12 protein-coding genes are annotated in these 14,905 nt (G+C 49.9%); 11 read left to right on the top strand and 1 reads right to left on the bottom strand.

Translation table 11 applies throughout. The features are described from left to right. Nucleotides 1–5: 5 nt before the first annotated feature. Complete coding sequence (locus tag B2X65_RS04895) at nucleotides 6–1,196, bottom strand: UDP-N-acetylglucosamine 4,6-dehydratase (RefSeq protein ID WP_290611027.1); 1,191 nt, start codon at nucleotides 1,194–1,196, stop codon at nucleotides 6–8. Nucleotides 1,197–1,406: 210 nt separating this feature from the next. Here B2X65_RS04895 and B2X65_RS04890 point away from each other — a divergent pair, with 210 nt between their 5' ends. The 11 genes from B2X65_RS04890 (at nucleotide 1,407) to B2X65_RS04840 (ending at nucleotide 14,804) form a co-directional block, all read left to right on the top strand. Then, complete coding sequence (locus tag B2X65_RS04890; RefSeq protein ID WP_290611026.1) at nucleotides 1,407–2,201, top strand: flagellin; 795 nt, start codon at nucleotides 1,407–1,409, stop codon at nucleotides 2,199–2,201. A gap of 157 nt (nucleotides 2,202–2,358) precedes the next feature. Then, on the top strand, nucleotides 2,359–3,849 hold the full coding sequence (locus B2X65_RS04885; RefSeq protein WP_290611025.1) for a sigma-54 dependent transcriptional regulator: 1,491 nt from the start codon (nucleotides 2,359–2,361) through the stop codon (nucleotides 3,847–3,849). 117 nt (nucleotides 3,850–3,966) lie between these two features. Then, on the top strand, nucleotides 3,967–5,121 hold the full coding sequence (locus tag B2X65_RS04880) for a sensor histidine kinase (RefSeq protein ID WP_290611023.1): 1,155 nt from the start codon (nucleotides 3,967–3,969) through the stop codon (nucleotides 5,119–5,121). Then, nucleotides 5,118–6,515 (top strand): sigma-54-dependent transcriptional regulator, encoded by a 1,398-nt coding sequence (locus B2X65_RS04875; protein ID WP_290611022.1) that lies wholly within the window; start codon nucleotides 5,118–5,120, stop codon nucleotides 6,513–6,515. The genes B2X65_RS04880 and B2X65_RS04875 overlap by 4 nt, the downstream gene beginning before the upstream one ends. 190 nt (nucleotides 6,516–6,705) lie before the next feature. Continuing rightward, the gene (gene fliE, locus B2X65_RS04870; protein ID WP_290611021.1) at nucleotides 6,706–7,044 is read left to right on the top strand and encodes a flagellar hook-basal body complex protein FliE; all 339 of its coding nucleotides are present in this window, start codon (nucleotides 6,706–6,708) and stop codon (nucleotides 7,042–7,044) included. A gap of 10 nt (nucleotides 7,045–7,054) precedes the next feature. After that, nucleotides 7,055–8,767 carry a flagellar basal-body MS-ring/collar protein FliF gene (fliF, locus tag B2X65_RS04865; RefSeq protein WP_290611020.1) on the top strand — a complete coding sequence of 571 codons (1,713 nt, stop codon included), beginning with the start codon at nucleotides 7,055–7,057 and terminating at the stop codon, nucleotides 8,765–8,767. Continuing rightward, nucleotides 8,760–9,791, top strand: coding sequence for a flagellar motor switch protein FliG (gene fliG / locus B2X65_RS04860; RefSeq protein ID WP_290611019.1), 1,032 nt, complete (start codon nucleotides 8,760–8,762; stop codon nucleotides 9,789–9,791). Before fliF ends, fliG begins: the two co-directional genes overlap by 8 nt. A 17-nt stretch (nucleotides 9,792–9,808) precedes the next feature. Continuing rightward, the gene (fliH, locus tag B2X65_RS04855) at nucleotides 9,809–10,807 is read left to right on the top strand and encodes a flagellar assembly protein FliH (RefSeq protein ID WP_290611018.1); all 999 of its coding nucleotides are present in this window, start codon (nucleotides 9,809–9,811) and stop codon (nucleotides 10,805–10,807) included. Then, nucleotides 10,800–12,143 (top strand): flagellar protein export ATPase FliI, encoded by a 1,344-nt coding sequence (gene fliI / locus B2X65_RS04850; RefSeq protein ID WP_290611017.1) that lies wholly within the window; start codon nucleotides 10,800–10,802, stop codon nucleotides 12,141–12,143. The genes fliH and fliI overlap by 8 nt, the downstream gene beginning before the upstream one ends. Next, the gene (gene fliJ / locus B2X65_RS04845) at nucleotides 12,143–12,595 is read left to right on the top strand and encodes a flagellar export protein FliJ (protein WP_290611016.1); all 453 of its coding nucleotides are present in this window, start codon (nucleotides 12,143–12,145) and stop codon (nucleotides 12,593–12,595) included. Before fliI ends, fliJ begins: the two co-directional genes overlap by 1 nt. Nucleotides 12,596–12,749: 154 nt before the next feature. Continuing rightward, entirely contained in the window at nucleotides 12,750–14,804 is a 2,055-nt protein-coding gene (locus B2X65_RS04840) for a flagellar hook-length control protein FliK (protein ID WP_290611015.1), read from the top strand. The last annotated feature ends 101 nt before the right edge of the window (nucleotides 14,805–14,905 follow it).

Below are 14,905 nucleotides of genomic sequence, written 5' to 3'. Positions count from 1 at the left end.
CGGACCTACATCTTACTGTCTAAGTATTTACCTGTTTCTTTGTGGCCGAAATCGGGCAACATCGAGTGAAATAACGCCACAAGCTGTGGTTTGCTCCAGGTTTTACTTTGCTTCATGCTGTCGATTTCCCGTTCAAACATCTCTAATAATTCGCTGTGGTAACCAGGCTCATTTTTAATCACCCCGACGTTGTCAAACCTGACCATATCAAGTATTTCATTGTGGGTAAAAAACTCTTCAAAGTCCTTTTCGCCGGTGGTATCGCTTGATGTAAATAAGCAGGGCCACTTGCCCTGCTCAGGCAACGTTTTTGCCAGTTCACGCGCTTCATCTTCACTTTCACACAAATAGGGGTTATAACCGGTATGTTCGAGGTATTTAACCGCAATGTCGGCAAAGGTAATTAAATGCAACTCTTCACTGAGTTTCGGGAAAAAGATATCTCTGTTTTCACCAAAAATGCATGACAGCAGGCATAATTCGCCAGATTCACCCGGAGTAACGAAATAACGCTTAATGTCATGTGGCGCGACTATAGGCTGGCGTTTTTGAATACGCTGATTAAAACCATGCAGCAGCGACCCATCTGAAAACGCAACGTTGGCAAACCGGGCGGTAGATATGTCAATCTCTTCGCTACGGCGCATTAAAAACATTTCCATAATCCGTTTTGAGGCGCCCATCATATTCACCGGATTAGTGGCTTTGTCAGTCGAGACACAAAAATATTTTTTAACCCCTTTGGCAATAGATTGCGCCAGGGTTTTCTCGGTATTAACGATATTGACGTTTATCATTCTCATCAATGTAAAAGGATCTTTTTCACTGCGAACATGTTTTAACGCAGATAAATTCAACACGTAATCAAAACTGCCATCGGCAGCAATAAAGGCATCGTACTCAACAGAGCCAATGTCCAGCGCAAAGGTTTGAAAATCACCGCTGATGTAGCCATAGGAACTGCGCAGATCACGTACCAGCTCAACCATGTTATTTTCACTGATATCAACAACATGAAGCTTCTGCGGATTACGTTTAAAAATTTCTTTGGTTACCGCCTGGCCAATAGAACCTGCACCGCCTAATATCAAAAATCGACTTTTGCTAATAATGTCACGCAACGCACTATCATGCTTAGCAATATCTTCAGAAAATAAGGGTTTGTCCCGACCTATTAACGATAAAATTTCGGTCACGTACTGATCTCCGCGTTACGGCAATTATCTGCTTAATTATCACTATATCGGCAGCTCAAGCACAATCTTAACTGACAATATAGCGGGTTAAAGCAATGCTATATCAACTATATCAGGCATTTAAAATGCTATCAGGCTTAATTTGTCTAATGTGGGCTAAGCACAGTGTTTAGCGCTATAATCTAAAGGTTACTTTAAGAGGAGCATGCAATGAAAATTACAAGTCAGACTGACGGTGCAGCGCAATTAAAGAGCCTGTTGCAGCTGCAACAGTCCCAGACTGAAAAACTTGCTTCAGCCAAACGCATCAGCAGTGCTGCTGATGATGCAGCGGGTCTGCAGATAGCAGATCGGCTAACCAGTGCTGTAAACGGTGCCGTGCAGGGACAGCGTAATTTATATGACGGTATTGGCCTGGCACAGGTCTACGAGCAAAGCCTGCAAAATATTAATAATGATTTGTCTGAAGTAGGCACCCTGGCGGTAGCCGCAGGCAACGGTATTTATACCGATGCTGATCGCCAGGCATTACAGCAGCAGGCGCAGGGTTTTCTCGATAATGTCCAAAACACCCTGCAAACTGCCAGTTTTGGTGGCGTGGCGTTGTTTAATGATAACAATATTGCGTTTAATACCGGCCAGAGCACTGCTAATCTGAAGGTTGATGATGTTAGCGCTGCGCTGGCGGCACAGAATGTGTTTAACATTGATCTAACTACACAGGCTGGCGCTGCTGCAGCCAATACCAGCCTGACTCAGGCCACAGAGTTTGTCACTGGCTTGCAGGCGGAGGCGGGCGCCAGTATCAACAGCTTTGCTGCCCAGGTTCGTAGTTTAAATAACCAGCAAATTACCCAGGCTGAGGGGCGTAGCCGGATTGAAGATCTGGACTACGCCAAAGCGGTGAGTGAAAAAACAGCAACGGATATCCTGAGCCAGAGCTCGACCAGTGTGACCATGCAGGCGCGTGTTCAACAGCAGCAGGCGCTAACCTTGCTTGGCTGATAACGGTATCGTTGAGCTTGGTCTTTGCTTTTGACATTTCTTTTAATTAAAGACAAACGCTATTTTTTTGACAGCCGTCAAAAAAATAGCGTTTGTGGTTGCAAGCTTAGGTCAGCGCAGTACAATGAAGTTAAAGCAATAACAATAATGCGGCATAATGGCAGCTAATCCACCTCTTTATATTGTTGATTCACAACCACGTCGCGCCGAACGTCTGGCGATAGTGCTTAGTTTTATTAACGAATCTTACCAGGTGTTTAACCATCAGGAGCTGCTGCAGCAATTAAATGCTACCTCTCCGGCTGTGGTATTGCTTGGTGCTCTGGGGGATGCCGAGCATGCCGAGTTGCTGTTACGTTTTCCCAGTTGTGCATTTTTACTGATTGGTGAGCCGTTAACCGCTTTACTGCAGTATCCTAACGCCGTTGGTCTGCTTACAGAGCCGTTTTCATATAACAGCCTTACCCAATTACTGCGTGATTGTCAGCAATACCATCGTTTGTTACCCGGTCAGCGTCAGAGCGAAACCACGCTGAAGTTTGATGGTATGGTGGGGCAGACTGAGCCGATGCAAAAAGTCCGCTTTTTAATTCAGCAAGTGGCTAAAACTGATGCCAACGTGCTGGTGCTGGGCCAGTCGGGTACCGGCAAAGAAGTGGTTGCCCGCAATATTCACTTATTATCAAACCGCGCCGCAGGACCTTTTGTACCGATAAACTGTGGTGCCATCCCGGCAGAGCTGTTAGAGAGCGAGTTGTTTGGACATGAAAAAGGCGCCTTTACCGGTGCCATTTCTACCCGCAAAGGTCGATTTGAACTGGCTCAGGGCGGTACCTTATTTCTGGATGAAATTGGTGACATGCCACAACCGATGCAGGTAAAGCTGCTTCGGGTATTGCAGGAGCGCATATTCGAGCGGGTAGGGGGGAGCCAGACCATTAAAGCGGATGTACGGATTATTGCTGCTACCCACCGTGATTTAGAGACGATGATCATCGACGGGCAGTTCAGAGAGGATCTGTTTTACCGCCTTAATGTCTTTCCTATTGAAACGCCGGCATTACGCGAACGCTCTGACGATTTACCCATATTGATCCAGGAGCTGCTAAACCGTCAGGCTGCCGGTCACAAGGGTCGGATCCGTTTTACTGAGCGGGCGCTACAAAGCTTAAAACTACACAACTGGCCGGGAAATGTGCGCGAGCTGGCGAATTTGCTGGAGCGCATGTTAATTATGTATCCGGATCAGGTTGTCGATATTGCTGAATTACCGCAGAAATACTGTTATCTGGATGTGGACAGTTATCAACCCGAGTATCCGGAAGCCTTGCTGGAACGGGATATGCTCAATGACTTATTTGCCGCCAGTGCTGACGACAGCGATGATAACAGCAGTGATAACGCAGCCAGTACATCGCACAGTAACAATAGCAATGGTGGTATCGCCCTGAGCTTGCCGCAGCTTAGTGATATGGCGGCAGACGGGTTCGATTTAAAAGAATATCTGGCCGAGCTGGAAGTGCAGCTAATCTCTAATGCCTTGCAGCATCATGATTATGTGGTGGCGCGGGCTGCTGAAGTACTGGGATTGCGCCGAACCACCCTGGTTGAAAAAATGCGGAAATATAACCTTGGCCGTGACGAATAGTCGTTTTCTGTCAAGTCTTTGACAGCAGTAATAACGATATTTATAAGTAAAATCATAGGTTTAAGTTTGGCATAATCTCTGCATCGACCTTATTATTTGAAAAAGGTCAGTTGTATTATGCCAAATGCCAGCCACGATAGCTCAATCTACGCTTCGCAGACCGATAACCGGCAGCTGTTTCGCTCGCCTGCGCGTGCGCCGCAGGAAATAAGCCAGCGGGTTAGTCAGGCATTGGCAGAAACTCGTGAGGCCGATAACCGGCTGCAACATATTCTGAATGTGTTGCCCTCGGGAGTCATTCTGCTGAGCGCCAGGGGTATTGTATCGGAAGCTAACCCGGTCGCAACCACGATGCTGGGGCAACCGCTGCTTGGCCAGCCCTGGTTAGAAGTAATAAATCGTTGTTTTGCACCGCGTAGTGATGACGGCCTGGAAGTGTCATTAAAAGATGGGCGGCGAATTAAGCTTGAAATCAGCCCGCTTAGCCCTGAACCCGGCCAGCTTATTGTGCTGACTGATCTTACTCAGACCCGCCAGTTACAAAGCCGGCTTGCACATTTGCAGCGGCTGTCTACCTTAGGCAAAATGATGGCGACGCTGGCGCATCAAATCCGCACACCATTGTCCTCTGCCATGCTGTATGCCGAAAACCTGGGTAGCAGTAAGCTTAAGCCGGCGGCGGCGCAGCAATTTCAGCATAAGTTATTAGCCCGCTTGCATGATTTAGAGCAGCAGGTAAATGATATGCTGTTATTTGCCCGCTCTGGCACGGCGCAGGCGGTACAACCTTTTACCCTGCAATGCTTAATCAGTGACATTAATACGGCGGCAGAAACTTTGTTGCTGCAGCATGATGCGCAGCTTACCGTTAGCAGCAGTTGCCAGGATGTCTATCTGCTTGGCAACCTGAGCAGCCTGACCGGGGCATTTAACAATTTGATCCAAAACAGCGTTCAGGCCATCAATCAGGGGGCGCATATTCATATCTCGGTGAAAACCCAGCATAACCGCTTACAATTCACCATTAATGACAACGGTCCTGGAATTGGAGCTGATGTACAACCCCATATTTTTGAGCCCTTTTTCAGTCGGCGCCAGCATGGCAGCGGCTTAGGCCTTGCAGTGGTGCAGGCGGTAGTGAACAGCCATCAGGGCAACGTACGTTACCAGCAGCGCCCGGATTGCGGTGCGTGTTTTATCATTGAATTGCCCATTCATTATGCTGATACAACATCACAACAGACTCCATCCCATAGCAGAGGTAACCTATGACTACAGCGACGCCAATACTGATTGTTGAGGATGATGCCGGCCTGCGTGAGGCCCTTTGCGATACGCTGAGCCTGGCCAGTTATCAGGTGTTTAGTGCAGATAGTGCAGAAAGCGCCTTGCTGCTACTGAAAAAGCAGACCGTGCAATTGGTGGTTAGCGACGTGCAAATGGGCCAGGTGTCTGGCTTAACGTTATTAAAAACCCTGCGCCAGCATTATCCGCAGCTGCCGGTACTGATGATGACGGCTTATGCCAACGTGCAGGATGCGGTTGAGGCTATCCGGCTGGGGGCAGTAGATTACCTGGCGAAACCCTTTGCGCCACAGGTACTGCTTAGCACGGTAAGTCGCTATGTGTTAGCAGAGCAACCGAATTCGGCTACGCCGGTGGTGGCAGCGCCCTCCAGCATTGCCTTGCTGGAATTAACCGCCCGGGTGGCGCGCTCTGAAGCCAGCGTCATGATTGCCGGGCCCAGTGGTTCAGGCAAAGAAGTATTGGCACGGTATATTCATCAGCAATCACCACGTGCCAGCGGACCCTTTGTGGCGATTAACTGTGCGGCTATTCCGGAAAACATGCTGGAATCGACCCTGTTTGGCTATGAAAAAGGCGCCTTTACCGGTGCTATTGCCGGTTGTCCCGGCAAGTTTGAACAAGCCCAGCATGGCACGCTATTGCTGGATGAAATTACGGAAATGGATTTAAACCTGCAGGCTAAACTGTTACGGGTATTGCAGGAGCGGGAAGTGGAACGGCTTGGCAGCCGTAAAACCATTAAACTGGATGTTAGGGTCCTGGCAACCAGTAACCGCGACTTACAGCAAGCCGTGGCAGATGGCAGCTTCCGCCAGGATCTGTTTTTCAGGTTAAATGTATTTCCATTAACCTGGCCGGCTCTGGCAGAGCGCCGGGAAGATATTGCGCCGCTGGCGAAGCACCTTATCAGTAAATACTGCCAGCAGCAGGGGCGTGCGGTATTGGGGTTAAGTGACTGTGCCACTGAACTACTTATACAACACAACTGGCCTGGCAATGTGCGTGAGCTGGATAATGTTATCCAGCGGGCTTTGATTTTGTGTCAGAGTGAACAAATTACTGGTGCAGATATTTTATTGTCTGGCGATAGCCATGCTGCGACGACGCTCCCTGCCATGGCGACAAGCACGCCTGAGCCAGCCGCACAAACGGTAATTTCAGCAGCCGCTAACGAAACAACCGTGCCCGATGATTTTAAAACAGAGCTGCACGAACAGGAGCACAGAATCATTCTGGCCACGCTTAAGGCCTGTGCTTACAAACGCAAGGCGGTCGCCGAAAAATTGGGGATCAGTGATCGTACCTTGCGCTACAAGCTGGCCCGGATGCGGGAATCTGGGATAGAACTGCCCGCCTGAAAAAACTCAACCTATTATGAAAGCCGGCTTGCCGGCTTTTTCCTTATTAAAAACATTAATTTAAATATGGCATAACTCCTGCTTAGGTAACCCTACAGCCAGCCGCTGGCAATTTATTGACACGGTGCATGTAATCAGGCTTCAGCTAACCAGCTTTCGATTATGAAGCTTTATTAAACAGGGTACAGTTATGGATATTAAAGGTCAGGCGTTATACGCCCAAATGCAATCAATGGCCAGCCAGGCGCGCAGTCTGTCGGCCGAGATGAAGCCTGTTAATCAACTGGCCGAGGTGAACCCCAGTCAGTCTGAATTCAGTACCCTGTTTAAAGATGCGTTGAAAACCGTTAATACCACTCAGGTAGAGGCAGGTGAGTTAAGAAACCGGGTTGAAATGGGCGATCCGAATGTATCGCTGGTGCAGGCGATGATCGCAGCGCAAAAATCGTCACTGGCGTTTGAAGCAACGGTGCAGGTACGCAACAAGATGGTTGAAGCGTACAAAGACATTATGTCCATGCCGGTTTAAGGGGTAGCACGTGGCAGATAATCAATCAACAGAGCTGGCAATCAGTCCTAACGACTACAACAGCTCCAATAATTCTGAATCACAAGAGCAGAAATCCGGCTTTCTTGGCGCCATTGGTGGTGTCGATATTATGCGGCAGGTTACCCTGATGGTCGCACTGGTTATCTGCCTGGTCATTGCGGTGTTAATTTTCTTCTGGGCCCGTCAGGCCGAAATGCGTCCCCTTGGCACCTATGCTACTCAGGAACTTATTCAGACCCTTGATCATTTAGATGCCCAGCAAGTGGAATACGAGCTTGAAGGTAATGTTATCTATGTTCCGGAAGATCGTTATCAGGCAGTGAAACTTGGCTTGTCACGGGCCGGCTTAACTCAGGAACCTTCTGCCGGTACTGAATTTTTATTACAGGACAGTGGTTTCGGGGTCAGTCAGCGCCTGGAAATGGAACGCCTGAAGCATAGCCGTGAACAACAGCTGGCGCGCACCATTGAAGAGCTGCAAAGTATTGCCAGGGCCCGGGTCTTGCTGGCAATTCCTAAAGAAAACGTTTTTGCCCGCCAGGCTGCATCGCCTTCTGCCACCGTGCTGGTCACTGCCCGTGGCGGTACCGTTATTCGTGACAGTGAAGTTGACGCTATTGTCGATTTGGTGGCCTCTGCCGTACAAGGCATGGAGCCGAGTAAGGTCACAGTAAGTGATCAAAGCGGCCGCTTGCTAAATAGTGGCTCTCAGGATGGTAGCGCCGCGCGTTCGCGCCGCGAGCATGAATTACAACGCGCCCGGGAAGATGAGTATCGCCAGAAGGTCGACTCAATTTTGTTGCCCGTACTGGGCTATGGTAACTATACGGCACAGGTGGATCTGATGCTGGATTTTACCGCCGTAGAACAAACCCAGAAGCGCTTTAACCCCGACTTACCGGCTATTCGTAGTGAAATGACTATTGAAGAAAGCAGTGTTGGCGGCAGTAACGGCGGAATTCCGGGAGCCTTATCAAATCAGCCTCCCTTAAATTCCTCTATTCCGGAACAGGCAACAGGTGACAATGCCAGGCCAGTGATCCCGGGCCGTAACCACAAAGAAGCAACCCGCAATTACGAACTTGACACAACTATCAGTCATACTTCACAGCAAAGCGGGGTCATTCGTCGTCTGTCAGTATCGGTGGCCGTAGATTATGAACCAGGTGCGCCGAATGCCGAGGGCGTTAGCGAGCCTCAGCCGCGCACGCAGGAATCACTGGCCAATATTCGTCGCTTATTGCAAGGTGGCATTGGCTTTGACGTGCAGCGTGGCGATACCATAGAAGTTATCTCAGTGCCTTTCGTACGCGAAGCATTATTGGAAGAGCCGAAACTGGCCATTTATCAGGAAGAGTGGTTTTTACGGATCCTGCGCTTAATGATTGGCGGTATTATTATTCTTGCGCTGATGCTGGGCATCGTAAGGCCTATGCTGAAGAAACTGATTTACCCTGAACAAACTGACGACGCTTATGATGATAAAGCCCTGAGCAGCGGTTTAGATCTGGGTGATGATACCATTGATATGCTAAATTCAACGTTCGATGAGAACGCGGTAGGCTTCGCGCCAGATGGTACCTTAATGCTGCCAGACTTACATGGCGATGAAGATTTACTGCGGGCGGTTCGGGCACTGGTGGCCAATGAACCTGAGTTATCCTCTCTGGTAGTGAAAAACTGGTTGGCTGAAGATGAATAATATTGAAGAAAAACCCTCATTTGATGTTGGTAAACTGGATGGCGTTGAGAAAGCAGCTATTCTGTTGCTCAGCTTATCAGAAGAAGACGCGGCGCAGATTTTAAAGCACCTTGAACCAAAGCAGGTGCAAAAAGTCGGTCTGGCGATGGCGCAGATGACCGACTTAAATCAGGCCAAAATCTCGGCAGTACACCGTCTGTTTATCGAACAGATCCAGAATTTCAGCACCATTGGCTTCCAGAGTGAAGAGTTTATCAAACGGGCGTTGACCGCAGCGCTGGGCGAAGAAAAAGCCGCTAACCTGATTGACCAAATTGTATTGGGTGGTGGTGCTAAGGGTCTGGACTCTCTGAAATGGATGGATTCCAAGCAAGTAGCCAACATTATCCGCAACGAGCACCCGCAAATCCAGACGATTGTACTGTCGTATCTTGAGCCTGAACAATCGGCTGAAATTTTATCGCAGTTCTCGGAAAAAGTGCGGCTGGATTTAACCATGCGCATTGCCAACCTGGAAGAAGTGCAACCAGCCGCATTACAGGAATTAAACGAAATTATGGAAAAACAATTTGCCGGTCAGGCAGGCACTCAGTCTGCGAAAATGGGCGGTTTAAAAGCTGCTGCGGATATCCTCAATTATCTGGATACTAATATGGAAGGTCAGCTGATGGATTCCATTCGTGAGCACGACGAGGAAATGGCGCAGCAAATTCAGGATCTGATGTTTGTGTTTGAAAATCTGGTCGATGTTGATGATCGAGGTATTCAGGTGCTGCTGCGGGAGATCCAGCAGGACGTGTTGATGAAAGCCTTAAAAGGTACCGACGAGAATCTGAAAGAGAAAATTCTGAAAAACATGTCCAAACGTGCGGCCGAATTGTTGCAGGACGATTTGGAAGCCATGGGACCCGTGCGGGTAAGTGAAGTAGAAACCGCCCAGAAAGAAATACTATCAGCCGCACGACGGTTGTCCGATGCCGGTGAAATTATGCTTGGCGGCGGTGGTGGTGAAGACTTCCTGTAACAGGTAGCGAAATAGCGATGATTAAAAATGCGCACAACCCTAACCGGCCTTATTCACCGGATCCTGATCAGGCAGAGCAGATAAAACACTGGCATACGCCAGATTTAACTGCCGACGCGCGCAGTCAGGATACCCGGACTAATGCCCTGAACTTACAACGCCCTGATAGTAAAAGGGTTGCCGATGATGAGACAGAAGAAACATTAGAGATAAAGCCGCTTACCGCAGATGATATCGAGCAAATGCGCCAGGCTGCCCACGATGAGGGAATGCTGCAGGGCAAAGAAGAAGGCTTTGCCAAAGGTTACAGTGAAGGCCGGGAACAGGGCCAGCAAGATGGACTTAAGCAAGGCCTGGCAGAGGGTAAAAAACAAGGCCTGGCCGATGCAGCGACTGAAATTGACACCTTGCGGGCTGAATTAAGTGTGTTATTCGACCAACTGCAGCAACCGCTGGCAAAAATAGACAACCGGGTAGAGCAGGAGCTGGTGCAACTGGCGCTGGCGATGGCCAAGTCGGTGATCAATGTTGAAGTAACCACTAACCCTCAGGTCATTTTACAGGCGTTGCAAGAGGCCATCGGTGCCTTACCGCTGCAAAGCAATGCCGTGACCATTAAACTTAACCCGGCCGACGTTGCCACAGTGAAGCAACATTACTCTGAAACTGAAATAACGGAGCGCGGCTGGCAATTGCGAGCTGAGCCGTTGCTGGCTCAAGGTGGTTGTCTGGTGCAAAGCAGCAGCTCCAGTGTCGATCGAAGTATTCAGCAGCGGGTTCAAAGCAGTCTGGAGCATTTCCTGCAGCTTGAAGAGGCAGCGGAGCATGCTGCAGAGAGCATTATTAACGATACTGTAGACGATACTATTGACGATATTGCCGCTGATACTGAACAGCGCAAAGTAACCGAAAGTGATAGCCCGGCTAAATCGTCTCAATCGGCGCCATCCTCAGAGAGACAGGCTGAGAAAGAAAAAAAACAAACATCAGCACAGGACCCGAAGCCGCATGACTGACCGTAGCAGCCTGCAGCAACGGTTGCAGCAACAACAGCAACATATTCATCCGTCCTTGCCTGCGGTGTCAGGCCATCTGGTGCGGGTCGTGGGGTTAACCCTGGAAGCGACCGGCTGCCGGGCGGCGATTGGTCAGCCTTGCCTGGTCGAAAGTGCCCGCGGTGCTATTTTGGCGGAAGTCGTCGGCTTTGCTAATGATCGCTTATTTCTGATGCCACAAGATGATATTGCCGGCGTCGTACCTGGCGCCAGAGTGACGCCGGTTATTCAGTATAAAGGAGTGCCATTAACCTTGAACTTGCTGGGCCGGGTCATTGATGGGGTAGGTAAACCGCTGGATGGCAAAGGGCCTATTAGCGCGACAGAATTTAGCAAAGGCAAAGGTAAACCGATTAATCCGTTGCTACGTCGGCCGGTAAAGCAGCCGCTGGATGTCGGGGTAAGGGCAATAAACAGCATTATTACCGTCGGTAAAGGCCAGCGTATGGGCCTGTTTGCCGGTAGTGGCGTGGGTAAAAGCGTATTGCTTGGCATGATGACCCGGGGTACGGCGGCAGACGTTATTGTGGTGGGACTGGTTGGTGAGCGGGGCCGGGAGGTAAAAGAGTTTATCGATGAGATTCTGGGCGATGAAGGTAAAGCACGTTCTGTAGTGATTGCCGCACCGGCCGATGTATCGCCATTGATGCGCCTCAAAGGCTGTGAAACGGCCGTGCAGGTAGCGGAATATTTTCGTGATCAGGGCATGGATGTGTTGCTTTTGATCGACTCAATTACCCGCTATGCTCAGGCGCAGCGCGAAATTGCCCTGGCAGTTGGTGAGCCGCCAGCAACCAAGGGTTACCCACCGTCAGTGTTTGCCAAATTACCGGCACTGGTCGAACGGGCGGGTAATGGTACCGGTCATCAGGGGTCAATAACGGCGTTTTATACCGTGCTATCAGAAGGCGACGATTTGCAGGATCCGATTGCCGATGCCTCCCGGGCTATTCTGGATGGTCATATCGTGTTATCCCGCACACTGGCCGACAGCGGTCATTTTCCGGCAATCGATATTGAAAAATCCATCAGCCGGGTAATGCCTGCCGTTACCAGTAACGAGCATCAGCAACTGGCCCGTGCCGTTAAGCAACTGTATGCCAGTTATCAGCAAAGCAAAGATTTAATTTCAATTGGTGCCTATGTTCGTGGCAGTGATCCGATGTTGGATCAGGCAATTGGCCTGATGCCAAAAATCAACGCTTTTTTACAACAAGGCATGAAAACGATTGTTCCTTATGATGAAAGTTTGACGGCGCTCAGTCAGGTGTTACCTGCACAGCGAATGGCCGGCTAATGGCAGCGCACCGCTTCAGTTTAATTATTAAAGTACAGCGTGAGCGCGAAGATAATCTGCAGGCGCAGTTTATTAAGGCACAACAGTATTTTCAGCAAGCTGAACAAAAATATCAGGGGTTGGCAAACTACCGTACCGAATATATCCAGCAAAGTCAGCGCCAGGGCAGCCAGGGCGTGCAAAGCCGGCAGTACAGCCAGTATGTCAATTTTATTGGTAAGCTGGACCAGGCTTTGGTGCAGCAAGCCAGAGTTGTGCATCAGGCGAAAGCGGCTGCTGAACAGCGCAAACAAAGCTGGTTAAAAATGCAAACAAAACGCAAAGCGCTGGAACTGTTAGTTGAGCGGGCCGACAGTGCAGCGCTACAAGTACTTGAGCGACAGCAACAAAGCCTGAGTGATGAGTATGCCGGGCAACAATTTTACCGGCGCCAGCTGGCGCAGGAACCCTAATAGCGGTTTTTCTTAAAACTGGCGCGATTTTTGTATTGGTTTTGTATTATACGTTTTATTGCGCAGTGCGCATTACGGGTTTTGCTAAAAGTGTTGTCATAAATCAGCAGACAACTCAAGAGTGGTAAACCCGTTGCCCTACCAGGAGATCAAAATGAATCCGTTGTTGTCGCTTTCTTTTTTAAGCTCAGGCCCGGCCCCTGGCGCAGAGCCAGCTTCGCATCAGCTGGTGGCTGTAATGGCTGAGACGGGTGCTACCGATAATTTCGGGCGCTTGCTTAATCAGTCTGGCGAACAGCAGCAATTAAACGATGGGCAAAATTTTGCCGCATTGCAAATCAGCGGTAAAAGCAAACGCGCTGCCAGTATGGAAGGTAAAGCCGCAGGCCGGCCTGAACATACGCTTCCTCCGGTCATTCCCCCTGAAGCAGAACTTAGCCTGGCCGATGACAGCCAGCCGGGCACCTTACTTGGACTGCTCGATCTGGCCAGCCAGACAAGGCTGCAGCTTAAGCTGTATGCCAATGAAAAAGCGCATGTCGCTGCAAATGCCGCCGGCACTGTTATTACTGAGGCTGATAGTGCCGAAACAGCTGCGGCTGACGGGGCAGGTGATGAAGCAATAATACTTGGGGATCGGGCAGGACTTGCTGGCAAAAAAGGTCCAAAAGGCGAGTGGTTTATTCTGCCGGTGTATCCGGAAAGTGCGGCAACCGATGCAGCCAAAAGCGATAAAGCAGAGCGTGTTGTAAGCAATAAGGCCAGTGAAGGTAACAGCGAAGGTGCTGATAGTTTGACTAATTCTGATAGCACAGATGAGGCCACAGCCACTCAAAACCAAATAAAATCTGACAATGCGGCACAGCCAGAGTTAAAAACCGCTCTGCCAGCTACTCGCAGTGAGACAGCGTCAGCCAGCCAGGCGCAGACGAAGCAGGGTGCTGATAATGCGTTAACCGAGACAGCGCTTAGTGGCGATAAAAAGAGTGATAGCGCAACAGGCAGCCAGGGCAATGCCGTCGCTGCCGCCTCAGTAAAACGTGATGCCCAAGGTGCTGTTGCTACTAAAGACAATACTATGCTTGACACAGCTAAGGCTGCAGAGACTATTGCAGTTAAACCTGATGCAGCTAAGACTGATGTGGTTAAGATTGATAGTGAGACATTAACAGCGGTTGAGCGCGCCACCGTCGCAGTAACGGATCACAGTCGCGTTGTGCAGTCAGATGAACAACATATAAAAGCCAATACGGCAGTGAAGGCTGACCCGAATACTATTCATGTTGCCACCGAGAGCTCTGGCGAAGACAGCGCTGCAGCGGCCCTTGCGGCATCGAAAAGCGCAGCTCAGGGTATATCACCAGTAGCCTCAGCAACCATCTTTGAGAATGCAGAAAAATCTGTGTTGCTTGAAGAGGGACCGCCGGCCAGTTCACTTGCCAGTAATCTGGCCAGTGCCGCAACCGTGGCAGATTCGGCGCAGGCCAGAGCACAACAACGTGCTGCCCTGGCAGAAAATAACCCCTCATTAAAACAAGCGCTGACAGAAGACCCCGATTTGGCAGCGTTGCAGGTTAAAACCGAACCCGGGGTAGTGGCCGGCAGCGCCAGAGCAGAAACGACTATTGGTGGCTTTGCTGGTAGTGTTGGCCAGGCAGCACAGAGTCAAAATGATGCCGCAATAGCCAGACTCGATGCCGCAACCGTTGCCATTGCCGGTGCGCAGCAAAGCGCTGAGCGCACAAAAGCACAAAGCGTCAATAAAGCGGTTACCGAGCAATTAAAGCAGGTCAATTTACTGACACAAGATGCCGCTGGTCAGTTAAAAGAGCGGATTAATCTGATGGTGCGCCAGAACATTCAGGTTGCTGAGATCCGGCTCGACCCGGCAGATTTAGGGCAAATGCAAATTCGGGTTAATTTGCAGCAGGAGCAAGCTTCGGTTCAGTTTATTGTGCAACAACAGCATGCCAAAGAATTATTAGAGCAGCAAATGCCCCGACTCCGTGAGATGTTGCAACAGCAGGGCATTCAGTTAGGTGAAGGCCAGGTTCAGCAACAGCGCCAGGGGGACAGTCAGGCGGGTAGTCAGCGCAATGGCAGCGCCGGGGCAGGTCAGCATGGCAATGAACAGCATGTGGACGAGCAGGCGACAGCAGTGCAGTTAGACGTTAAGCTTAGTGAACGCATTGTTGATTACTATGCCTGAACTGACGTGGCAAACGCCCTGGTTTATGCCAGTAGTGTCTGAGAAATAAGCTCAGAGAGAAAAAATTTACATTAAGGCGGGCGGTTGCGCATAATAGCCTG

This window comes from Arsukibacterium sp. UBA3155 (assembly GCA_002364615.1).
Taxonomy (GTDB): Bacteria; Pseudomonadota; Gammaproteobacteria; order Enterobacterales; family Alteromonadaceae; genus Alishewanella.
This window is presented reverse-complemented; position numbering and strand designations above follow the sequence as displayed.